The 22,395-nt window shown below is 43.3% G+C and carries 17 protein-coding genes and 1 other RNA gene; 8 read left to right on the forward strand and 10 right to left on the reverse strand.

Annotated elements, in window-relative coordinates; translation table 11 throughout:
• Positions 1-168 precede the first annotated feature (168 nt).
• From AAEY80_RS02765 to AAEY80_RS02775, 3 genes are all read right to left on the reverse strand, one after another.
• Complete coding sequence (locus AAEY80_RS02765; RefSeq protein ID WP_025651193.1) at positions 169-1,017, reverse strand: methylenetetrahydrofolate reductase; 849 nt, start codon at positions 1,015-1,017, stop codon at positions 169-171.
• Positions 1,018-1,030: 13 nt separating this feature from the next.
• A complete protein-coding gene (ahcY, locus tag AAEY80_RS02770) occupies positions 1,031-2,455 on the reverse strand; it encodes an adenosylhomocysteinase (protein WP_350587851.1) in 1,425 nt (474 codons plus the stop codon).
• A 359-nt stretch (positions 2,456-2,814) separates the two neighbouring features.
• Complete coding sequence (locus AAEY80_RS02775) at positions 2,815-4,761, reverse strand: TonB-dependent receptor (protein ID WP_227687633.1); 1,947 nt, start codon at positions 4,759-4,761, stop codon at positions 2,815-2,817.
• 421 nt (positions 4,762-5,182) lie between these two features.
• Between AAEY80_RS02775 and AAEY80_RS02780 the strand changes: the two genes are divergently transcribed.
• Positions 5,183-7,192, forward strand: coding sequence for a mechanosensitive ion channel family protein (locus AAEY80_RS02780; RefSeq protein ID WP_413786529.1), 2,010 nt, complete (start codon positions 5,183-5,185; stop codon positions 7,190-7,192).
• Between the two features lie 145 nt (positions 7,193-7,337).
• Here the strand turns inward: AAEY80_RS02780 and AAEY80_RS02785 are convergent, their stop codons facing one another.
• The 5 genes from AAEY80_RS02785 to AAEY80_RS02805 form a co-directional block, all read right to left on the reverse strand.
• On the reverse strand, positions 7,338-7,970 hold the full coding sequence (locus AAEY80_RS02785; protein ID WP_101212619.1) for a DNA-3-methyladenine glycosylase family protein: 633 nt from the start codon (positions 7,968-7,970) through the stop codon (positions 7,338-7,340).
• 223 nt (positions 7,971-8,193) lie between these two features.
• On the reverse strand, positions 8,194-8,925 hold the full coding sequence (locus tag AAEY80_RS02790) for a Smr/MutS family protein (RefSeq protein ID WP_025651188.1): 732 nt from the start codon (positions 8,923-8,925) through the stop codon (positions 8,194-8,196).
• Positions 8,926-8,997: 72 nt separating this feature from the next.
• Positions 8,998-9,897 (reverse strand): indole-3-glycerol phosphate synthase TrpC, encoded by a 900-nt coding sequence (gene trpC, locus AAEY80_RS02795; protein WP_101212618.1) that lies wholly within the window; start codon positions 9,895-9,897, stop codon positions 8,998-9,000.
• 80 nt (positions 9,898-9,977) lie between these two features.
• Positions 9,978-11,099: an anthranilate phosphoribosyltransferase gene (gene trpD / locus AAEY80_RS02800; RefSeq protein ID WP_101212616.1), complete on the reverse strand. Its 1,122-nt coding sequence runs from the start codon at positions 11,097-11,099 to the stop codon at positions 9,978-9,980.
• Between the two features lie 80 nt (positions 11,100-11,179).
• A complete protein-coding gene (locus AAEY80_RS02805) occupies positions 11,180-11,803 on the reverse strand; it encodes an anthranilate synthase component II (RefSeq protein ID WP_101212615.1) in 624 nt (207 codons plus the stop codon).
• Between the two features lie 784 nt (positions 11,804-12,587).
• Here AAEY80_RS02805 and glnA point away from each other — a divergent pair.
• Positions 12,588-13,997 (forward strand): type I glutamate--ammonia ligase, encoded by a 1,410-nt coding sequence (glnA, locus tag AAEY80_RS02810; RefSeq protein WP_025651184.1) that lies wholly within the window; start codon positions 12,588-12,590, stop codon positions 13,995-13,997.
• Positions 13,998-14,158: 161 nt separating this feature from the next.
• Here the strand turns inward: glnA and AAEY80_RS02815 are convergent, their stop codons facing one another.
• The gene (locus AAEY80_RS02815) at positions 14,159-14,284 is read right to left on the reverse strand and encodes a hypothetical protein (RefSeq protein WP_265088246.1); all 126 of its coding nucleotides are present in this window, start codon (positions 14,282-14,284) and stop codon (positions 14,159-14,161) included.
• Here AAEY80_RS02815 and AAEY80_RS02820 point away from each other — a divergent pair.
• Both AAEY80_RS02820 and AAEY80_RS02825 read left to right on the forward strand, forming a co-directional pair.
• Positions 14,283-15,083 (forward strand): hypothetical protein, encoded by an 801-nt coding sequence (locus AAEY80_RS02820; protein ID WP_350587852.1) that lies wholly within the window; start codon positions 14,283-14,285, stop codon positions 15,081-15,083. The two genes, AAEY80_RS02815 and AAEY80_RS02820, sit on opposite strands and share 2 nt — an antisense overlap.
• A 195-nt stretch (positions 15,084-15,278) precedes the next feature.
• Positions 15,279-16,064: a DUF4124 domain-containing protein gene (locus AAEY80_RS02825; protein WP_350587853.1), complete on the forward strand. Its 786-nt coding sequence runs from the start codon at positions 15,279-15,281 to the stop codon at positions 16,062-16,064.
• 144 nt (positions 16,065-16,208) lie between these two features.
• Here the strand turns inward: AAEY80_RS02825 and AAEY80_RS02830 are convergent, their stop codons facing one another.
• A complete protein-coding gene (locus AAEY80_RS02830; protein WP_350587854.1) occupies positions 16,209-16,925 on the reverse strand; it encodes an SIMPL domain-containing protein in 717 nt (238 codons plus the stop codon).
• 292 nt (positions 16,926-17,217) lie between these two features.
• On the opposite strand from AAEY80_RS02830, the gene ffs reads away from it, so the two are divergent.
• From ffs to AAEY80_RS02850, 4 genes are all read left to right on the forward strand, one after another.
• An RNA gene (gene ffs / locus AAEY80_RS02835) (signal recognition particle sRNA small type) lies at positions 17,218-17,314 on the forward strand.
• 196 nt (positions 17,315-17,510) lie between these two features.
• Positions 17,511-18,107 (forward strand): LemA family protein, encoded by a 597-nt coding sequence (locus tag AAEY80_RS02840; protein WP_025651180.1) that lies wholly within the window; start codon positions 17,511-17,513, stop codon positions 18,105-18,107.
• 50 nt (positions 18,108-18,157) lie between these two features.
• Positions 18,158-21,313, forward strand: a complete 3,156-nt coding sequence (locus AAEY80_RS02845) for a M48 family metalloprotease (protein ID WP_350587855.1) — start codon at positions 18,158-18,160, stop codon at positions 21,311-21,313.
• 84 nt (positions 21,314-21,397) lie between these two features.
• Complete coding sequence (locus AAEY80_RS02850) at positions 21,398-22,294, forward strand: hypothetical protein (RefSeq protein WP_350587856.1); 897 nt, start codon at positions 21,398-21,400, stop codon at positions 22,292-22,294.
• Positions 22,295-22,395 lie beyond the last annotated feature (101 nt).

Raw genomic sequence — 22,395 nt, forward strand, 5'->3', positions numbered from 1 at the left:
ATATATTAGCAGAATATGAGCTGAGAAGAGAGGGGTATTGTTACAGGTGTTTGGGGAATAAAAACAGCTCAAATAAGGCTGTCCTTAGCATAAGATGAGTCATCAGCAAAACAAAAAAACTGGCGCTCCTAAGAACGCCAGTCATTAAGCAATACATTCGGTCAATATTTAAGCAATCAAACCTAACGCTTCAACCAAACGCTTGTTTGGCTCAACCTTATTCATGCTATAAAAATGCATGGCAGGTACGCCCTCGGCAATCAAGCGCTCACATAAACGATAGACCACATCAAAGCCGAACTCGCGAATAGCGGTGCGGTCATCGCCAAAATCTGCCAAGCGCTTACGCACATAGCGAGGAATATCAGCACCACAGCTATCGGCAAAGCGTACGAGATTGCTAGAGTTGGTAATCGGCATAATGCCTGCGACTAACGGCTGCGCTACTGTATCGATACCGCGCTTCTCTAACGTATCACGCAGATATAAATAACTATCCGCGTTATAGAAAAACTGGGTAATTGATGCATCGGCACCAGCCTGATATTTATTGACTAAGTTGTCAACATCAAACTCAAAGCTACGCGCTTGTGGATGCATCTCAGGGTAGGCTGCGACCTCGATACGAAAGTGATCACCTGAATATTCACGGATAAACTTCACCAAGTCTAACGCAAACGGTAGCTCACCCATACCAACCTGACCTGAGGGTAAGTCACCACGCAGGGCGACCAAACGCTGGATGCCTAAGCCTTTATAAAGATCGAGCAGTTCGGCGATTTGACTTTTATCATCACCGATACAAGACATATGCGGCGCAATATCCGTCTCACCGCGCGCGCACAAAGCTTGGACAATATCCAAAGTGCGGCTACGGGTTGAACCGCCCGCACCGTAGGTCACTGAAAAGTAAGCAGGTGATAGCTTATTTAACTCATCATAAGTGCTGAGGAGCTTTTCATGTCCTTGCTCGGTTTTGGCCGGAAAAAACTCGAAGGAGAAAGCAGGCTTACTCACAGGCTAGCTCCTTTTAGTATTTATAAGCGTCAGGCTTGAACGGACCTTCGACAGGCACACCCAAATACTCTGCTTGTTTTTCCGTCAGCTTAGTTAATGTACCGTTAAAACCAGCAACCATGGCAGCAGCGACTTCTTCGTCTAGCTTTTTAGGCAATACTCTGACGTATAAGTTGTCAGTGCGCTCATCAACTGGCAAGTCAGCAAACTTTTCTTCAAACAAATACATTTGTGCCAATACTTGGTTGGCAAATGAGCCGTCCATCACGCGTGATGGGTGACCAGTGGCATTACCTAGGTTTACTAAACGACCTTCAGCAAGCAAAATCAAATAATCGTTTTCATCGTCTGAGCGGAAGATTTGATGCACTTGTGGCTTAATCTCAACCCAGCGCCAGTTGTCACGCATAAATTGGGTATCGATTTCAGTGTCAAAATGACCGATGTTACAAACGACCGCACCAGGCTTAAGTGCCGCAAGCATGTGTCTATCACAAACATGATAGTTGCCAGTAGTAGTGACAATCATGTCAGTGTCTTCAAGCAAGCGCTTGTTGATATTCTCTGCGCCGCCGGTGTTATCGCCGTTGATGTAAGGTGACAATACTTCATAGCCGTCCATACAGGCCTGCATAGCACAGATAGGATCAACTTCTGAGACACGTACGATCATGCCTTCTTGACGTAAGCTTTGCGTTGAGCCTTTACCCACATCACCATAACCGATGACTAGCGCACGGCGACCGGCAAGGAACATATCGGTAGCACGTTTGATGGCATCATTTAAGCTATGACGGCAGCCGTATTTGTTGTCATTTTTAGACTTGGTAACCGCGTCGTTAACGTTGATAGCCGGTACTTTTAGCGTACCCTTATTTAGCATTTCAACCAAACGATGGACACCTGTAGTAGTTTCTTCAGAGATACCATGGATGTTATCAAGCATTTGGGCATAATCGTTATGAATCAAAGCAGTCAAATCACCGCCGTCGTCCAAGATTAAGTTAGCATCCCAAAGTTGACCTGAGGCTTCGCCGCCAACATGGATTTGTTGACGTAAGCACCACTCGTACTCTTCTTCGGCTTCGCCTTTCCAAGCATAAACAGAGATACCAGCAGCAGCAATCGCCGCAGCAGCATGGTCTTGAGTTGAGAAGATGTTACATGAGGTCCAGCGTACTTCCGCACCTAGCGCGACAAGCGTCTCAATAAGGACAGCCGTCTGAATGGTCATGTGGATACAGCCAGCGATTTTTGCGCCTTTAAGCGGTTGGTCGGCTTCGTAGCGACGACGCAAACCCATCAGGGCAGGCATTTCGGCTTCAGCTAGGGTGATTTCACGGCGACCGTAATCAGCAAGGCTAATGTCGGCGACTTTATAGTCAGTGAAAGAGGGGTCGATCGTATGGGCAGATGGGGTGTTAGACACTGCGTCCATAATATGCTCCTATCAGTGGTTAAGGTATGATAAAAAGAATAATAGCGCAGGTGCCGTTGTTATGCTGTCAAAGACTGGAATAACCAGTATCAGACAGTTTACCGAGCCTAACATAACGAATTCATCAGCTTAGTTTGTTTATAGAGCGCAAACGCAAGCATCAATTCATATGGTGCAACACCTCTCGGAGGGTGATTATTGTAATAGATGGCGGTTAATTTGTCACCCATTGGCTGATATAAATAGTAAGTGTCCATGATATATAGAAGTATGTTTCGCAAATAACAGCCATAAAAAAGGCCATCTAATGGATGACCTTTTTTATTATTAATATAGTTTTTATTTTGGACTAAGTAAGCTTAAAACCAGTTATAGGTAAGTGAGCCGAAATAACTGGTACCTTCAGTGGCATAGACGTTACCAAATTGGCTTGAAAGCGTATAGTCTTCATCAGTGATATTATCTACCCGCAAGTTGGCGCGAAGATTAGGATTAATATAAACAGCGCCACTCAAATTAAGCAGCGTGTAACTATCAAGTTTATTGTTTTCGGCCGTGATTCTATCATCCGTATGTTTGGCTTCGAGGCGAACATCAAACATAGGCTGTTGATAACCGATATAAATCAAACCGCTATTTTTAGGACGGTAGGCAAGTTGTTGATCATAGTTAGTACTGTTTGCGGTTTTGTTCTTCGCATCTAAGTAGTCATAACCTAAGCCAAATATAAAGGCGTTCATATTCCAATCCGAGGTTAAACTTACTCCTTTGATTTTTGCTTCATTGATGTTGTTACCATTTGCAATCAGGTCTTCTGCATCGGTGTAATAACCGGTCAAGCGCGACGTCTGAGCATCATTAGCATATTCAACGAATACCTCAGTATTTTCAGTTCTTTCAGGCTTTAAGTCAGGGTTTTCATAGCCTGGGAAATACAAATCATTGAAGGTCGGTGCGCGAAATCCAGTCGCATAGTTTGCACCAATTCGCATGCCAGCCAACGGACGTATAGCCGCTCCTAAATTGTAAGTGCTCTCGTTACCATACTGGGAGTTATCATCTACACGGTAGTTGGCTTGCAGGTCGTAATAAGTGTCTGCAAGCTGATAACCAACAAAGGCACTTTTGACCGTTCTGTCGTCAGGGTCATAAGGAGTTTGCACAGCAGGATTAGGATAACCTGAAAAATCTAAAACATCTGATGCGTCTAATTTTTGTGACAACCATTCTGCCCCGATGATAACGGTACCAGGTTGCGCGTTGATACTGGTCTCTAAGCGCGCCTGCTCTTGGGTAGTATCAAATTGACTGCCTTCTTGATAATTAATAGAGTTGGCATCATGAGAAGTAGATTTATCGATACTTTGACCGTAACTAAGTTTACTGACTGTCAAAGGCGTTTGATATTGAAGATAAGCATTGGCACTGCCGTTTTTTTGATCTGAATAAGCATTCGGAAACGCGTTTCCTGCTGAGTCAATATCAGTGGTAGAGTCAGAATATAAAGCACTGAGTCCTGCGCTTAGAGAGTCCGAGAGCTTATGCTGTAACGCCAAACTGGCATTGGTAGACTCAAAGCCATCATCATCGGCGTTATAATCAAAAGAATCACTATTAGCAATCGCGCTAAATCCGTCTGTTTCATTGCGACTGACGCCTAAGCTTAACGACGAAGTATCGTTTTTAAGCTGACCTGTGACGCCTACTTGGTAGTGATTATTACTGCCGTAACCCACGCTAGTCGAAATATTAGACTGTTCTACATTGTTGCCCTTGGTAAAGATCTGAATGACACCGCCCATGGCGTCAGAACCATAAATACTAGAACCTGAGGCGCCGTATAAAATTTCAATGCGATCAATTTGATCTGCTGATAATAAATTTAGAGAAGGGCTACCTAAAGAGATAGAACCATAGCGTATCCCATCGATAATCACCAAGACTTGCTTGCTATCAAACCCGCGCATATAAAAATTACTGGCTGTGCCCATACCGCCACTTTGCGTAATATTAATACCAGGCTGATTCTTTAATACATCAGTAACTGTCTGACCTTGATAACGTTGTAGCTCTTCACTATCAATGATCCGAGTTTGAGCAATGACGTTACTCGTTTTAGTAGGCGTACGTGTGGCGGTCACCACAATTTTATCAAGCTCAACTTGTGGTAATTCACTATCATTGACTGTTTCTAAGTCAGTGTCAGCTGGTGTGACAGCCATGGCTGTATTTACGGCAAATACACCAAGCGCACTTAAAATACAGCAGCGTAAATAAGTAGACGAAGAAGAACGTGTTAACAACATAATGATTTCCAAGGTTACATGAGCAAAGGTTAAGAAGGTAAAGTTTACAAAAAACAGTAGACAAGTTAAACAACGCTCATTATCTATAAATATGCCTGCTTTATAAACCACTTTTAGCCAATATTTATTCACGCTAAGCTGAGCCAGTTTCATGATAGTAGATTATTAAGTCATCCTCGTGCACTATACAAGGCATTTGTTCTCTGATTACTGTGTTCATACTCAGTACTGACCTATCATTAGACACATCAGTCGGCATAAAAATATGTAATCAAAAACACGACCGTTAGTTATAATTGCTATCATGGCAGCAGGTCATATTCATTATTGGCTGTTTCAGCTATTTTTTATGTATCACTGTTGATATTTATAAATATTTTATCTATAAATTAAGAGGTTTGTTTTGTCTACTAAGCGTCGTATGAGTCCTGCTAGCTTACCTTTGTCTTTAACGGCATCATTATCAAGAACACTGATTGTGCTGAGCTTATTGCTGACTTTATTATTTAGCCTGATACTGCCAAATGCTGCCCTTGCTGCTGAGGCCAGTGTATTGGGAATTGGCGGAACTAGTGAGGCTGCTAGTACCAGCGAGCCGCTACCTGATTCGTTCGGACGAGATACCCCGCGGCATACGGTGCAAGGATTCATTAGTGCGCTTGGCGAAAATGATTATTTGCTGGCGAGCAATTATCTTAATTTGTCAAAATCAGACAATCCAACGACTGCTGTGCGTCAATTTAAGCAAGCGCTTGACGCGGGTGGACGCTTTTCAGCTGATTTGCAGATTAATAATACGCTCGAAGGCAATTTAGCCGACCAACTACCGCCCAGCCAAGAAAATGTGGGTAACATCAGTATCGGTGATAAAAGCGTGCCGTTATTGCTTGAGCGCGTCGTCTCAAAGCAAGGTGAGCAATACTGGCAGTTTTCTACCGAAACGCTCAGCTCAATACCAGAAGTTCTAGAAAACACCGATCCTACCTTGGTATCTCGTTATACGATCGACTCGCTAGAAGGTAAAAAGCTTTTCGGCTATCAATTGGTGGATCTGTTCGCCGCCTTGGCCATGACTGTGAGCAGTTTTTTATTGACCTACGTCATGGTATGGCTGCTGTATCATTTGTTAAAGCTCGTTTATCCACGCGTGCGCGGTGTGGCATTACCAGTGCCGGACAAGGTTATCTTGCCCCTTGCGGTAGTGATTATGGCGCTGATATTGTCTGAGGTGATGGTCTATTCTGGGGTGTCAGTGACGCTGCGTGAGCCGGTCAATCGCTTTACCGAGATTGCATCGTGGCTCGCTATAACGTGGTTATTATTGCGTGTCATCGATGCGATTTTCACGCGTGCTGTTAACTTAAGCTATAAGAAAAACCATACTGAACGGGTTTCGATATTAGGGTTGATGCGAAAAGTTGTTAAGGCCTTACTACTGATATTTGCTGTGATCGTCATTTTTGGTAATTTAGGCTTTGATTTGACAACAGGTATCGCAGCCTTAGGTGTCGGTGGTTTGGCTTTAGCACTTGGTGCGCAAAAAACCATCGAGAACCTCGTGGGAAGCGTGGTCGTCGTGGCGGATTCGCCCGTACGTATCGGCGACTACTGTAAGTTTGGCACTTATGAAGGTACGGTCATCGATATCGGTATTCGCTCATCACGTGTACGCACCTTGACTCGCACGATTGTCACTGTCCCCAATGGTGACTTCTCGTCCATGCAAATCGAGAACTTTACCTCGCGTGATATGTTTCGCTTCTTTCATCAGTTATATCTCAAGCGTACTGCCGATATTGACGTGGTCTTCAAAATGGTCAAAGACTTAGACGAGTTTTTAAATGAGCATTATTTGACCAATAATGAATGGAATCAAGTCAATATTTTAGAGCTGCGTCAAGACTGTTATGTGATTCAGTTACAAGCTTATATTAATGCTAACGACGTCATGGAGTTTTATGACAAGCAAAATGTGGTATTCGTTGATGTGCTCAATCAAGTGGCAAAATATAAGGTCGAGCATGCGCTACCAACCCAACAGTTGATTGTCAATCAAGCGGAGCTTGAGCATCATATGGATAATGGTCGTGATAATAATACTGCGCTCGACTCTGTTGCAAATACGCCGAATGATGACAATGCTTATCACAATAGCAATGATAATCTTAGTGATGATGACGACGCTAATATTGATAACAATGCGGATAATAGTACTGCTAGTGATAGCGAGCATAAATCTATCAACGTCAGTAAAAATAGCAGCAAAGATGCCAGCAGTGCGAACAACGACAAAGTCGCTGACAAACAGAAAGAAAAGGCTAAAAAAGCTCAGTCAAAAAAAGCCCGTAAAATTCATACTTATGCGTTTGCAAAACGTAAGTTTAAGCATTCCAAAAGAAAATTTGGTTTCTCTATTTGGAACCAGCCATAGTATTTATGGTGAATCGACTTTGTGAAAATGGCTTTGCAGAACTGACTTTTAAGCAGGCGGTAGCGGGTGAAATGAGGGCGACGGTCGTTGGCCATCCCTTTGTTTTTTTTGTTTGATAGCTATAAAGGGGCTGCCAGTTATCCAGTTATAATGGTACGGCAGTTTTATCGCGTAACAAGCCATAGTACGACCATAGCAGCAGACTGGCGGCGCTACGATGTGGCGACCAACTTTCGGTCAAGTGGTTTAGCTGTTTTGGGGTCGGACGCTCTGCTAGACCTAGTAACTCCATCGCTGCGACTTTAATCGCCAAATCGTCGACTGCCAATACATCTGCGCGTTTTAAAGAAAATAGTAGATACATCTCAGCCGTCCAGCGCCCAATACCAGTGACTGCTGTCAGAGTGTTTATAACCTCTGCATTTGCCATCCTTACTAGCGCCGCAAAGTCTATGTTATGGTCTACTAGTGAGCGGACATAACGTATCTTTTGCTTAGATAGTCCTTGAGCGCGCAATGTTTCATCCGTCGCTTCGCTAATGGCTTTAGGGGTGGTCAAACCTGCCGCAACAACTCGTTGCCAAATGCTAGCCGCTGCGGCTACCGATAGCTGTTGCCCAACCATCGCTCTCATTAATTGCTCAAAGCCACCGGCATTGTGCCTGAGACTGGGCACGCCAACTTGCTCATAAACAGGTGCAAATCTCGGTTCGATGGCAATCAAGGCGATGATATGCTCTTCTAATGCTTTAGCATTTTCAATAGTTTGTAGACTCATAAATATCTTATCCTCATTGATTTAGATACCGCTAAAGCTATAGTGAGTGAAAAGTAATATCGATAGATGACGCACTGCTGATAGAGGCGACAAAAAATTGATATCAGCAACAGCATCGCGTTTTTAGGATGTTTGGACTATAGATGCAAACAGTTGCTTCGATGATGAGCATAACAAAAAGGACTGCATAGATGCAGTCCTTTTTTTTCTTTAACCGAGCAGCTTATTCGCTATCAGTTTTAGGCTTTTTAAGCAGTACCAATACAGCGCCATTGCCACCATCTTTGGGCGGCGCAGAGCAAAATGCCAATACTTCTGGCAATTGACGTAGCCAACCGTTGACGCAGGTTTTTAAAATAGCCTCAGAACCTTTACCATGAACGATTTTTACCATGGTTTCGTTGTTCTGTTTCGCTTGGCTCAATAGTTGAGTCATAGCCGCGCGCGCTTCGTCAATGGTACAGCCATGGATGTCTACTGCGTCATACCAACGCAGCTTGCCCTGTTTTAGCTGGGTAAAAACCTTATTTTGCAGCGTTGGCTGCTTATAAGACAAATACGCTTCGCCAGCGACGGGGTTGAGTAGCGCTTGCATATCTGATAAGCCTGCACCCAAGTCACTCGTTTCACTGCCTTGCGCAGCGGCACGTTTCGACAGAGTCGCGGCGTCAGGTTTGCGCACTTTTGCGGCATTGGCAGGGGAGCGGACATTTTTGTCCTCTAGCTGATCTACACCATGCATCGCTTGCATAAAGAGAACTTTATCATCATCGATATGCTCACTGTCTAATTGTTTGACCGTTTTTTTGACCTGCTTTTGGGTAAGTAGCGAGACAGGTTCTGTGGGCTTGCCATTGTCACCATCAGGCGAATTGGTATCGCGACCTTTGCTCAGTTGTCCTTTGAGCTCTTTGAGCTGGTCTTGCATTTCTTTTGAAAATAGAGAATTTGACATAAAAGTTAACGTATCGTTGGTTAATGAAGGAATGATTGATTGATTTAAACTGTTCAGAAGACTGAAGCCACTTTACCCGTCTGCTGCGACGCCCGCAAGTAAGGATTGTAACGCTTGTCCGGGGTGATCCGTTTTCATAAATTGCTCACCGATCAAAAAGTGCTGAATATCGTTATTGAGCATCAAACGAATATCATCGCTGCTATGGATACCGCTTTCGGTGACGATAAGCGGTTTCTGTGCTGTGGCTGCGCTATTAGCGTCATCCGCCAATGCTTCGATTAAAATATTTTTTAGATCAAGCGTGGTTTGTAGATCGACATCAAAAGTATTCAAATCACGGTTATTGATACCATAGATATTATGCTCGGAGCGTGGCAGTTTTAATGCGCGTTCAAGCTCAGCTTTGGTATGGACCTCAATCAATACATCCATGCCCAGCTCGATACTGAGCGCATGTAGTTTTTGTACTTGAGTATCATCCAGACAAGCCATGATTAATAATATACAGTCGGCACCCATGAGATATGATTGGTAAATTTGATACTCATCAATCATAAAGTCTTTGCGCAGTATCGGTAGGCTTGCGGCATTGGCAGCTTGAATCAGGTAGCTGTCATCGCCTTGGAAATAATCGCGATCCGTCAATACAGACAAACAGCTCGCGCCAGCTTGCTCGTATTGTTTGGCAAACAACGCAGGCGCGAAGTTATGATTGATAACGCCTTTAGAGGGAGAGGCTTTTTTAATCTCAGCGATGATACCGATACCATTGTCTTTAGCAGCGGTAACTCCTACAGCTCCCACAGCTCTTAGAGCAGCGGCAAAACCTCGACGTGATTTTTTATCAGTCGCTACTTGCGCTTTTAACGCTTCAAGAGATAGCACATCGCGAGCGGCTTTTACTTCTTCTACTTTGGTGGCGACGATGCGCTGTAATACCGAAGGAATATCTGTATTGGTTGTGTTCATACTGGTATCCGAATATTGTTAAAGGTAAATAAATAAGCAACAATGGCTATTTTTGCATCTCGTTAACACGGATGTATCCGTTAAGAGCTAGCCGCTAGCTGCTGAGTATATTTGGCTAAAGACTCAAGCTTGATTAACGCATCGCCATTTTGGATGACTTGTTGAGCACGGCTGACACCATTAGGATAATTGCTGGCAAGTCCTGCGGTATATATCGCCGCACCTGCATTTAGGGCAATCATATCACGAGCTTTTAGGACCGCGCGATCATGAGTCTCTTCACCTGATAAAGCGGCGCGTATTAGCTCAAGGCTTTGTTCTGGAGAATCTACATCAAGCCCAATCAGCGTTTGTGATTCGATACCCGCATCCTCTGGCATCATCTCATAGACAGAGATTTCACCCTCTTTTAATTCAGCTACTGTGGTCGAAGTGGCGAGGCTGATCTCATCTAAGCCATCCTTTGCACCGACGACCATGACATGACGTGCGCCTAGATTTTTCATCACTTTGGCGATTGGCTCACACAGCTGAGCAGTAAAGACGCCAATGACCAAATTGGGCGTGCCAGCAGGGTTGGTTAATGGCCCTAAGATATTAAAGATAGTGCGCGATTTGAGCTCACGACGGACTGGATTGGCATAACGCATCGCGCTGTGATGATTGGGCGCAAACAAAAAGCCAACGCCTTGATTTTCGATGCAGTCTTTTGCTTGCTCAGGTGTGAGCGACAGACTAATACCCGCTTGCTCCAACAAATCTGAGCTACCGGATCTGGTAGAGACGCCGCGATTACCATGCTTAGCAACTTGAGCGCCTGCCGCTGCCACCACAAACGCCGACGCTGTAGAGACGTTGAATAAATTCGCACCATCACCGCCCGTACCGACGATATCGACTAAATGAGCACAGTTCTTAGGTTCGATATTCGCAGCCAAAGCGCGCATGGCACTGGCTGATGCCGTAATCTCGTCGATGGATTCACCTTTCATACGTAAACCAGTCAAAATAGCGCCCATCATCGCATCGCTACATCTGCCTTGCATGATAATCAGCATGACTTGATACATCTCATCAAAGGTCAAATCAATATGCTGAAAAATTCGACCCAAAGCCGTCGTTAGTAGCTTATGGATGCCTTCGTCCGATAGTTGGGCAATATTATCTGCGGTGTGGGTGTCCTCTATCTTTACAGTACTCATTAGGCTCTCGCTTTATATTATTTATATTGGTGTATAGGGTGGTCAGAATTTTTATTATCAATCATGCATTTTTAGTAACATTAACCGACTTGTGGCAATGCCTTTGAGGCTGATACTGCCAGATTATGAGTTTGCAAAAAGTTATTGAGTAGCTGATAACCGGCTTCGCTCAAGATGGACTCAGGATGGAACTGTACGCCTTCAATGGCCAATGTGCGATGACGTATGCCCATGATTTCCTCAATACTACCATCGGCGTGCTGCGTCCATGCGGTCAACTCTAGACAGTCGGGTAGACTGGTTTTGTCGACGACCAGCGAATGGTAACGCGTGAATTTTGAGGAGCTAGGTAAGTTAGCAAATATGCCCTTACCATTGTGGTAAACGGCGGATAAGCGCCCGTGCATCACTTCGCCAGCTTTGACCACCTGTCCACCGAATGCTTGTCCAATCGCCTGATGCCCGAGACAGATGCCCAATATAGGGATAATACCCTTAAAAGTTTCGATAACGTCTAAAGAAATGCCGGCACGGTCTGGATCGCAAGGCCCTGGACCAATGACGATGGCATCGGGAGCCAAGGTTTGAATCTGCTCAATGGTCATCTGATCGTTACGCCATACCGTGATGTCCTGCTGCAACTCACCGAAGTACTGTACGATATTGTACGTAAAGCTGTCGTAATTATCGATCATTAGAATCATTGTGTAGTCAACTCATTGATTTTATTTTTCAAAAGGTAAATTTGCTCTTATTATTTATGCATTGAACTCAACATAAAAGCGGCTTGCTTTACTGGCTAGTTATTGTAAAGGACATCATCTTACCACTATTTTGTGGTCTATAAAATGTAGGACATGGCCTAGCGTTTCAAAGAGCCAAAAAATTAAAATGCACCATAAAAATGCAATGTTAATCATTGGTGCACTTGCTACTGCACTAATACAGTGCGAATATGCGCTTATATATACTACTCTTAAATGTTGTCCATAAAAATAATGGCTCAGTTACCTCTTAATATAGTTAAATTACTATTATAAATTACTGAAATTATTGCCAATAATTAGGTTGTTAGTACTAAATATTATATTTAGCAAGGTAACTTGGCACAGCAGTTGCACCATTAGTGTTATCAATATTATTAGATATTGGATATTGGTTACTCTAAAAATAATTGTTAATAAGCAATTGAAGAGTTCAGCATTATGAGTCAGATGTTGCTAAAATGGGGTCAGTCTGCATTTGGCTGATGACTATTTTGGGCCAATGATTTTAGACCAGTAATTTTAGCCCAATGATAGCTGCGCACACTGACGGATAGTGTCACGAGTGTTGATAAACATGAACTTGCAGGCGCTACAAAGCCGCTATGTAGATCCAAAAGCCAGTCCCATATTTTAAAAAGTTTTCATTCATTACTTTAAATCGTAATTTTTTAATTTATTACTTTAAATCGTAATAACGTCATAACCATAACGGAGATTATTCATGTCGAACAAACTACTAGATCTTATCAAATCCTCTAATGCCAAATGGGTCGATTTTCGCTTTACCGATACCCGTGGTAAAGAGCAGCACATCAGTTTTCCAGCGCATAGTGTAGACGAAGAAGTCATGGAAGACGGTAAAATGTTCGATGGTTCATCTATCGCTGGCTGGAAAGGCATTGAAGCGTCAGATATGATCTTGCGTCCTGATCCTGAGACCGCTTTTTTGGATCCGTTTTTTGATGCCGTGACCGTTGTGGTGACTTGTGACATCATTGAACCCTCTACGCTACAAGGCTATGACCGTGACCCACGCTCTATCGCCCGCCGTGCAGAAGAGTACTTAAAGTCTACTGGTATCGGTGATACGGCTTATTTTGGTCCTGAGCCAGAATTCTTTGTATTCGATGAAGTAAAATGGTCGATTGAGATGTCAGGGGTTAGCCATAAAATCGTCGCGGAAGAAGCTGCATGGTCAACCAATAATGACTATGAGTGGGGCAACATGGGACACCGTCCACGTGTTAAAGGGGCGTATTTCCCAGTACCACCAATCGATAGCTCACACGATATGCGTGCGGTGATGTGCGAACGTATCGAAGAAATCATCGGCGAAGGCTGTATCGAGGTGCATCATCATGAAGTGGCACCTTGTCAGTCAGAGATTGGCGTCGCGTTTAATACGCTTGTCAAAAAAGCGGATGAAGTACAACAGTTAAAATACGTGGTTCATAACGTTGCGCATCAGTTTGGCAAAACCGCGACCTTTATGCCAAAACCAATCGTTGGCGACAATGGTTCGGGCATGCACGTGCATATGTCAATCTCAAAGGATGGTGTCAATACCTTCTCAGGCGATGAGTATGCTGGTCTGTCTGAAACGGCACTATATTTCATCGGCGGCGTCATCAAACATGCCCGCGCTTTGAATGCGATTACCAACCCATCGACCAACAGCTATAAGCGTCTAGTACCGCATTACGAAGCACCTATCAAGCTTGCGTACTCAGCGTCTAACCGCTCAGCGTCTATTCGTATTCCGCATGTTAGTAGCCCGAAAGCCGTCCGTGTCGAAGCGCGCTTCCCTGATCCAGCCGCCAACCCATACTTAGCGTTTGCTGCGCTATTGATGGCAGGCCTTGATGGTATTCAGAACAAGATGCATCCAGGCGAAGCCGCTGACAAAAACTTATATGACTTACCACCAGAAGAAGAAGCACAAATTCCAACGGTTGCTGAGAGCTTAGAAGTAGCGCTGCAAGCATTACGTGATGACCATGAATTCTTGTTAAAAGGCGATGTGTTCACCCAAGACATGCTAGAAGCATTTATTGCCCTGAAAGAAGAAGAAGTGCAGCGTGTCAATGTGACGGTACATCCAGTAGAGTTTGACTTGTACTATAGCTGCTAATCCATCGTTAAAAGTTTGAGTTTCTAATTAAAAAATCAGTCAAGTAAATCTTGGCTGGTTTTTTTTATGGCATTCAAACCAACAATTGTTCTAGAATGAGAGGCTGATGATGAATGCTTGATAATAAGTGCTCGTTACATTTTTACTCGCGATACCGTTTCTTACTGATGAATTTTTTTAGGATTTAAGCCCACGGTTTCAGTTTCTACAGGACGGTGCGGACAGTGAGTTGCAATGCTCAGTTTTTCATAGCCAGCCATAATAATGATAACAGCAGGCAATGCCATGAAACGCTCAACCTTAAGCCTTTTCTTAGTAATCACCTTGTCACTATTTCAAATAGGCTGTATGCAACAAGAAAAAAAGCAAGATCCTTATAAAGAGGGCGACATCGTCACTTGGTTACTATGGGGTGAGATGATTATCAAAGCAGAAATAGGGGAGAGGCGAACTCATTCGCTTGAAAATCATTCTAAACGAGGAGAATCAGAGTTCTATCGTCCACATGCAGAGCATTATCTCGGTCAGTTCCCGATTGATTATCAGCCTAAAGCATTCGACACTATTAGCAAGGAAGAAACACTTGCCATGCCAGTAACACCAATTATGCCAGGGCAAGCACTAGAGTTTAATCTGATGCTTAATGGCTCATGGGTACAGGCATCGGATAGGAGTGTTGTGTCTGATGAAACGTTAGATCACCCCGATCAGGTGAAAGTTATCGTAAATAATTATTCTCTAGGGGGAAATACCAAGCAGTCCTTCGATAATTACTCAATGTTAGAGTTAGACGCTGATTCTACAGAAACTAACAATGGAGTGACTTGTTATCGGTTTAAGGGAGAAAAAGGCGAATATAATCATAAAAAATGTTTTGGTCAATCTGAAAACTCACTCATTTCAGGCTATGAAATTTATATTCCAATAACTAAGCAAGTTCCAATGTTTGTTGAATATAGAGAGTCCATTTATAACGGCGTAAAAGTTAACTGGTATGCTGACCGCAAGAACCTTGCTCAAGCCCAAGCGATTGATGCTGCCATTTGGCGACTATTAGACACTTGGAATATATCGTCAATAGAGTAAACATGGATTAAGTCAAGAAGTCATATCCTCATAAATGCCTACATAAAAGTGCTGCTGTCGTAGATTTACTATTCTAGATTAGAGTTTGCTTTCCATTTATCTAATATAACAGACGCTACTGTTATTACTTCAAAAATACCCCATAATGGTATCATTATATTTATTAAACACGCGCACTTATTAGGTTAACTGACTATGCACTCACTCTTGAACCGTTTACAACTTATTCAGACCGCAATGACCATACGCAGCCATGCACAAATTAAAAATAAAATGGTATTGGCTGGTTTATTAATGGGTGCAGCCAGTTTTTACGCACCGATAGCGAATGCTGCACCTATCTACAAAGTGGTTGATGAAAAAACCGGTCAAGTCACCTTTACCGATCGTCCACAAAATTACGAGCAGCAAGCGGGCAAAGAGATTAGCCAGACGACGGTGACAACCGGTAATGAAACGAATAGTTCAAACAGCAATAGCACTGAAAGTAGTCAAACTGCTAGCAATGCCGCGCCCGCCAATGACTCAACAGCTAAGGCAGCGGTCAACTATCAGCTGACCATCACTGAACCGAGCGAAGAACGCGCTTATCGGCGTCCAGCGCAGAGTATCAACGTAGCGCTACAAGTTCAGCCCGCGCTGCAAGCAGGCGCTAGTGTCCGTATTTACTTTGATGGTAACGAAGTTGCTCAAGGTCTAAATGCAACGATTGCGACAATAGACACTTTGCCAGGCGCGCATACGATAACGGCCGTCATTCAAAGTGAAAAAGGTCAAACGCTGCAGCAAGTCACAAGGACTGTCTATGTGATTCAAAATAATACCACCTTGCAAAACAATAAAAAAATTGCCCAGCAGCTTTTGGCGTATCAGAATTTACCATTTCATCAAAAAGTGATGCTAAAATTACGTCAAAAAAACGGGAAGCAGGCCAACTCTCAGAGCAGTAAACCTATTACTAGCAATGCTTTTACTAACTAAGTGTGGAAGTAGTTGATTTATTAAAGCCGCTAGTTGCAGGATTGATTTTAGGCTATTTAGTTTTTAGACGTTAAAAAAGGGCAGTCGCTACATTTAGTGACTGCCCTTTTTTTAAAAACTATTAATTACATCTATCCTTCTAACTTATTTGGTTAACTCAATCGTGCCATTGGCAGTGACTGAGATGGTGCTTTCACCAGACTCAAAGCTTTGGCTTGGTACCGATTCATCAGCAGAGGCCGCTTTCATGCTCATTGCGCTATACATGGGACGAGGGTAGTTGCTACCAGTGTTTAGGTTGACAGTGACGACACGATAACCGCGAGCATCCCAAGCGCGGGTGAGATTTTTAGCTTGTTGTTGAAACGCGCGAGAGGCTTCAGTCATTAACTTCTGTTCTAATGCATCTTTTTTGACGTCTGAGACACCAAAGTTGAGATTGTCCATGACCAAGGTTTCTTGCAGGTCAGCAATAAGCTGGCTAGTCGCGGCGAAATCTGTACTTTTAAGATCGATGTTTGCTTGTCCAGTCCAGCCAATGATTTTGTCATTTTTATCATAGCGTGGATAGGTGCGCTGCTGTCCCGTAGTCACTGTCACCTTAGGGTAGCGCTTAGCGATTTTCATCGCATTATTGATAGAGGTATTGAGCGTGGTGGCCAGCGTTTTAGCATCGGTGGCTTGTGCTTTTTTATACAAGCTGGCTCGTACTTCATCGTTTTGAATCTCTTCTTTAACTTCTGCCTGAAAGCTAAGCTGATCGTAGCCTGTTGGTTCTGCATGAGCGCTGCCCATCATTGCTGTCAGTAGGGCCGCAGTACCAGTAGCCAGAGCCGCTTTATTGAGTAGAGTGGTTTTCATTATGATCTCCTAATAAATGATAGTTATATGAGTCGTGTATTGATTACGCTTATTCTTATACGGTATGTTGTTTGTATCGTTTCTTATTCAACATACCTCAACTAAAATAGCAAAAATTAAAGAGGTTGCTGTGAGAATTTTGTCACTTAAGTTACAGGCTAAGTTATAAGAATGACGTGGTTATCTCCTTTATTACCTTAATTTTTGCCATTATTTAGCCTCTTAAACGAAGAGTTTTACGATTGGGGTTGTAATCACAAAAAATTCTTGTATAATCTGCAACTGGTGGCTCCATTGGTAGCCTCGCAACATTGTTCTATGAATCCCGCCAGGACCGGAAGGTAGCAACGGTAATAGTTATGATGTGTGCCGAGGATGTGCTTTTGGAGTCGCTTTTTTTTGCCTAAAATTTGAGTGCGATCTTAATAAAATATAAACAACGCTCATTTGCTATATTAAGCCCTTCATTGTAAAGGGCTTTTTTTGGCTCGCATTTCGTTAAATTTTAACTTCTCATTGATTAAGATAGGTTAAAATACAATGTATTAACTTTTATTAACATTCTAGATACTTTGGGATTCTTTTATGAAATTGTTCGTTTGGCTGTTCATTGCATTCGTGGTGCTAGTGGTGGTATGTGGCGTCTCGATATTTAACAAATTGGTACGCGCCCGCAACCAAGCAAAGAATGGCTTTGCACAGATAGATGTGCAGCTAAAGCGGCGTCATGATTTGATTCCCAATTTAGTCGAAACCGCCAAGCGTTATCTGACGCATGAAGAAGAGACGCTGACTCGTGTGATTAGTGCACGTAATCACGCCCAAAGCTTGCAAGACTCTAATAAACATCAGCCAGACTCGCTTGAGCATATGGCGCTATTTGCCAAAGCAGAGGGTATGTTGTCGAAAGCCTTGGGGCAATTTTCTGCGGTTGTGGAGGCTTATCCTGAGCTAAAAGCAGATAGCTTGATTAAGGAGTTGATGGATGAGCTGACCAATACCGAAAACCGGATTGGCTTTGCCCGTCAGCATTATAACGATAGCGTGATGTTTTATAACAATGATCGCGAAGTGTTTCCTAATAATCTTGTCAGCACAACTTTTGGCTTTCGTCCACTTAGTCCATTGGTATTTGAAGATAGAAAACTCATTGCTCAAGCACCTGTCGTCGATATGGGCTGATATTTACATACTGTCAAATGCACTTAGTTATGGTTAGGTAAGAGTAATAGATGGATTTTTTTGGTGCACAGCGTAGCCGTACTCAGCGCAGCTTATTGCTCTATGGGCTGTTTTTTCTCATTGTCTTTGCCCATTTGGCAGTAGCGCTGGCTATCATGGCGCTACTGCTGACGATATTTACTGGTGGCGTTTATAAGTGGGTATTAATACTGGTTGCTGTTTGGACGCTAGGTAGCTTTGTCATTGGTAGTTTTTTGGAATATGGTCGCCTAAAAGCAGGTGGTCGAGCGATTGCTAAGCGCGTGGGCGCGGTGCGATTGTTTATCGACCACAGCCAAGATGCTTGGGAGCATAGCCAAGGAGTTGCCCATCAGCATCAGCCTGTATCTAAAGTTCGCTTTAGTGCCCGCCATATTGCGGTGCGTGATGAGCGCGATTTCCCGCCTGTCTATCGGCGTTATTATGAGATTGCCCAGCAGCTAGCTATTGCTTCAGGTTTGCGAATGCCTATTCTATATGTGCTGCCTGAAGAACAAGGCATTAATGGTTTTGTAGCGGGTCGCCATAGCCAAGATATGGTGCTCGTCGTCACCCAAGGCGCGCTTGATAAGCTATCTGATGAAGCGCTATACGGGCTAATAGGGCATGAGTATGGTCATATCTTACATGGTGATGCGACGTTTAATTTGCAGTTAATGGTGATACTGGCAGGTTTGCAATTACTCTATGATTGGAGTGATTCTATTAATAATTTTGGTGCTGGTTATAAAAGCAGTCATAAAAACAGTCAGCAAAACTATTTTGATGGCTCTTTTATTAATAGTGCGGTTAAGCAAAACAACCCCTTGCCGCAAAGAGCAATTGATAGCCATGCGCGTCGCACTGAAGCGTTAACAGCAAACTTTAACACTCATAGTGAATGGGTAAGCTATTGGCAAGCTCAGTCGAATAAACAGTCACAAAGCCAGCAATCATCAACACAAACTCAGTCGATGTGGCTGCAAAATAATAATAAGTTCGATAGCCAAGCACCGCGCAATATTTGGACATTATTAATCCATGGATTGAGCTTTTCCAGTATGGCCAGTGCGCAACTGATTAAACACAGCTTTAACCGTGAGCGCGAGTTGCTCGCCGATGCGACCAGCGTACAGTTGACCCGCTCACCGGCGATTATGGCAACGCTAAAAGCCATTCATCAAGACTCGCTTGGTTCGCGCTTAACTGGCATCACCGATATTAATGGATTAAGTCATTTCTTTTTTGCTAGTAGTGGTGCCGATTTGGGTGACGTATCGTGGTTTGCCACGCATCCAAGTTTGGCTGAGCGCATGAGTGCCATCAATGCCAATGCTTATCATGATTTCGCCGTGCAAGTGGCTAAAGAAAAACGTCTCAATCAGCAAAAGATAAAAGAAATTTATGAGCAGCGCCGCTTGGGTGATTGGGGTGTAATAGTAGTAAATAGCCTAAGCAATAATAAGCAAGAGAAAAATGCACATCAATCGCGAGTATCTGCAGTTCAATCAGCGTCAGATATTTATAAAAGCGCGACCGATAAAAACCGCTATTCGGCTGATAAAAGACTTAATAGTAACTTCAATGATGTTATTGACGAAGGTACTATTCAAAAAGTTGCTATTCAAAAAGATATTATTCAAAAAGCTGCTATCGAAAAAGAAATTGCAACTTTTTCGACTAGTGAGATAAATAATGAATTGCAGGACGATAACGGGCTTGAATTTTTTGTAGAGCAAGATGTCGTTATTGACGAGCGTTTGCAGGTGCAAGCAGAAGATGTCGGTACGCATCAGTTGCTTAAGCCATGGCAAGCCAAACCTGATAGTGATTTGCCATCAGATACCTTGATTGGTATCGAAGATATACAAAAAGTATCGCTACCGCAGTATATGCTCAATCACAGTTATCACCCGCTAGGGGCGCAAGCTTTGATTGAAGCTGTGCTGCTTTGTCATCAGGGTTATGTGCTGTCAACAACAGCAACTTATGACTTAACTGATATCTGGCTCGGGCTCGATAGCGATAGAGCTTTTGCTACTAAAACTAAGGTCGATATAAATAACACACAAATTTTACCGCATACACTCGATCATAAATTATTAGCGGCAGTAGCAAATCTTGATCGGCGTCTAGACAGCGCTTTGATTGCGTTGGCGTTAAAGCAACTACGCCAGCATGATTTATCAGAAAGTGCTATTGATGAATGGCGCTTAAAATATGAAGCCAGTCATAGTAATCAAGATCATCAATATTATGTGCAGAAAAAAAAGTGTCGGACGATGCTAGTGCGCTATCAGCAAGGTATCATTGAGCTGTTTGAAAACTCCCTTACGGCTGATCTAAGCCAAAATATCGCTGATAATATAAATAATGATGCTTCTATTGATAAATCTACATCCGTATTAAATCCTTTAGAGAATACGCGCTCTCGATTGTCTCGCTCGCCTTCGATTTTAGCGTTATGGCAGGCGCTACAGCTACAGCAATTGTTGCCCGTATTGTCTGCCGTATTAAACGATACACAGGTTCAGTCGCATCTTCCCCCTCAATATCCATACTATCAATGGCAGCAAGTATTGCACGCCGGCACGGATGATATCTATGCTCAGCTTGACCCATCAGGGCAGGTGTTTGATGGTCTTGATGTTGCCGCAAAAACCATGCTTACTTTATTGGCGTATCGCTTAGCAAAGGATGCTAAAGGGCAAATAATATCCGCACTAGATAGCTCAGTACCTATCTCAACACCTATTTCAGTGCTCAGCTATAATAGTGCTAGCGTTGCTCATTATCTTGTAGATTTACGCCGTCATGCACGTTTGATTGATATTGATTTAGCTGCCGCTAGTGAGGCAAATTTGCAATGGCTATTATTGACTGCGCAAAATCTAAATAGCGTTCAATTATTAGCATTAATAGCAGCCGCACCTATTTTTATAGCGCCTGCCAGTCAATCGTTTGGTTCTAAAGCCAAAGGTGATGATAATTATCGACAGAGGCAACAGGGCGGCGCTCAAATAGATTATAATGCGACTACTAATAAACCTTATGGTTATAATGATTACCGGCAATGGCTAAGCACGTTGCATACAGTGATGTTACACGATACGATAGTCAGTCAAGATGAGTATGATTGCTTGACCGAGCTTGCCAATCATTGGCTAGGCGTTCGGCAGCTTTTTTGAGCAGTGTCATTAATTGCATTTGAGTATTCTTTTGATAGTAAAAGCCTGTAAATCCATTTTAGACAAGTAGGATAGTAAATAAGCATGAGTGATATCCAAGACCCGCTAGTTGTCATGCAACATCGTATGCAGCAGCGCCAGATTTTAGCGATGATGGGTATCAATCAGTGGGTGCAGCCGAGCTCTGAAACCATGAATATCGCTGATATTTCTGCGCCTGCTCTGCCTGAGCAGACTGTAGCTAACTCAACTTTAGCTAATGCCAGCACTCCATCTAATGCTACGGCTTCTTCTGCGACGAGTACCGAACAGCCAAGCCTTGAATCTTCTAATATTGAACCCCCAAATATCGATACTATAAACGTCGCCATAGCAGATATGGTAGATGATGAGTCTAATCATTCTTATGATGACGCTAATGAAACAGGCTTAAGTCCTTCTGACCAACAAAGCCCCGTCATCTATAGTTTTGACTCGACTGCCCCTGATATCTCCAAGCCGGCCGTTACCTCACTTGTAAATACGGTCGTTCAGCACACTACGATTGATAATATAAACGACGCTCCGAGCTTTGAAGACGTTGGTTTTAAGGAAGAGGGCTTTAAAGAGGAAAGCTTTAAAAAGGTAGCACCATTTGATTTACAAGGTGGTCGCTATGGCGATTGGGTAATTTTGGTTGATATCCAAGCCCTTAATAATGACAGCCAAAAGCTGTGGCAAAATATCACCCAGGCGCTATCCATCAGTTGTGAGACAACCTCATTTCCTATTTGTGAAGGTATGGATACCGCTGAGCTTGCCAATGCCAGCCTTGCAGGATATGTCTTTAAAATTGGTCGTCGCGAAGAGATAAAAGTTGCCGCATTGACAGTGTTACCTGACGGTCTTGAGCATCCGAACTTTACCACTGTGCCGACACTCGATGAGATGCTGGCTGATAGTAGCCTTAAACGTCAGCTGTGGGAGCAGTTATCAAAGTAGTATTAAAGGCTTACCACTTACTATTATTACGACTACTACGGCAGAGATTAAAAAATAACGATAACATTCACCTTTAACATTTAATCTTTAATAACCACGAT

The sequence above is a fragment of the Psychrobacter sp. 78a-MNA-CIBAN-0178 genome (genome assembly GCF_040309625.1).
Taxonomy (GTDB): Bacteria; Pseudomonadota; Gammaproteobacteria; order Pseudomonadales; family Moraxellaceae; genus Psychrobacter; species Psychrobacter okhotskensis.

Excerpts from the sequence above, each read along its gene's own strand:
- ahcY (WP_350587851.1), bottom strand. The coding sequence starts at position 2,455 with ATGGACGCAGTGTCTAACACCCCATCTGCCCATACGATCGACCCCTCT.
- AAEY80_RS02775 (WP_227687633.1), bottom strand. The coding sequence starts at position 4,761 with ATGTTGTTAACACGTTCTTCTTCGTCTACTTATTTACGCTGCTGTATT.
- AAEY80_RS02780 (WP_413786529.1), top strand. The coding sequence starts at position 5,183 with ATGAGTCCTGCTAGCTTACCTTTGTCTTTAACGGCATCATTATCAAGA.
- AAEY80_RS02785 (WP_101212619.1), bottom strand. The coding sequence starts at position 7,970 with ATGAGTCTACAAACTATTGAAAATGCTAAAGCATTAGAAGAGCATATC.
- AAEY80_RS02790 (WP_025651188.1), bottom strand. The coding sequence starts at position 8,925 with ATGTCAAATTCTCTATTTTCAAAAGAAATGCAAGACCAGCTCAAAGAG.
- trpC (WP_101212618.1), bottom strand. The coding sequence starts at position 9,897 with ATGAACACAACCAATACAGATATTCCTTCGGTATTACAGCGCATCGTC.
- trpD (WP_101212616.1), bottom strand. The coding sequence starts at position 11,099 with ATGAGTACTGTAAAGATAGAGGACACCCACACCGCAGATAATATTGCC.
- AAEY80_RS02805 (WP_101212615.1), bottom strand. The coding sequence starts at position 11,803 with ATGATTCTAATGATCGATAATTACGACAGCTTTACGTACAATATCGTA.
- glnA (WP_025651184.1), top strand. The coding sequence starts at position 12,588 with ATGTCGAACAAACTACTAGATCTTATCAAATCCTCTAATGCCAAATGG.
- AAEY80_RS02820 (WP_350587852.1), top strand. The coding sequence starts at position 14,283 with ATGAAACGCTCAACCTTAAGCCTTTTCTTAGTAATCACCTTGTCACTA.
- AAEY80_RS02815 (WP_265088246.1), bottom strand. The coding sequence starts at position 14,284 with ATGGCATTGCCTGCTGTTATCATTATTATGGCTGGCTATGAAAAACTG.
- AAEY80_RS02825 (WP_350587853.1), top strand. The coding sequence starts at position 15,279 with ATGCACTCACTCTTGAACCGTTTACAACTTATTCAGACCGCAATGACC.
- AAEY80_RS02830 (WP_350587854.1), bottom strand. The coding sequence starts at position 16,925 with ATGAAAACCACTCTACTCAATAAAGCGGCTCTGGCTACTGGTACTGCG.
- AAEY80_RS02840 (WP_025651180.1), top strand. The coding sequence starts at position 17,511 with ATGAAATTGTTCGTTTGGCTGTTCATTGCATTCGTGGTGCTAGTGGTG.
- AAEY80_RS02845 (WP_350587855.1), top strand. The coding sequence starts at position 18,158 with ATGGATTTTTTTGGTGCACAGCGTAGCCGTACTCAGCGCAGCTTATTG.
- AAEY80_RS02850 (WP_350587856.1), top strand. The coding sequence starts at position 21,398 with ATGAGTGATATCCAAGACCCGCTAGTTGTCATGCAACATCGTATGCAG.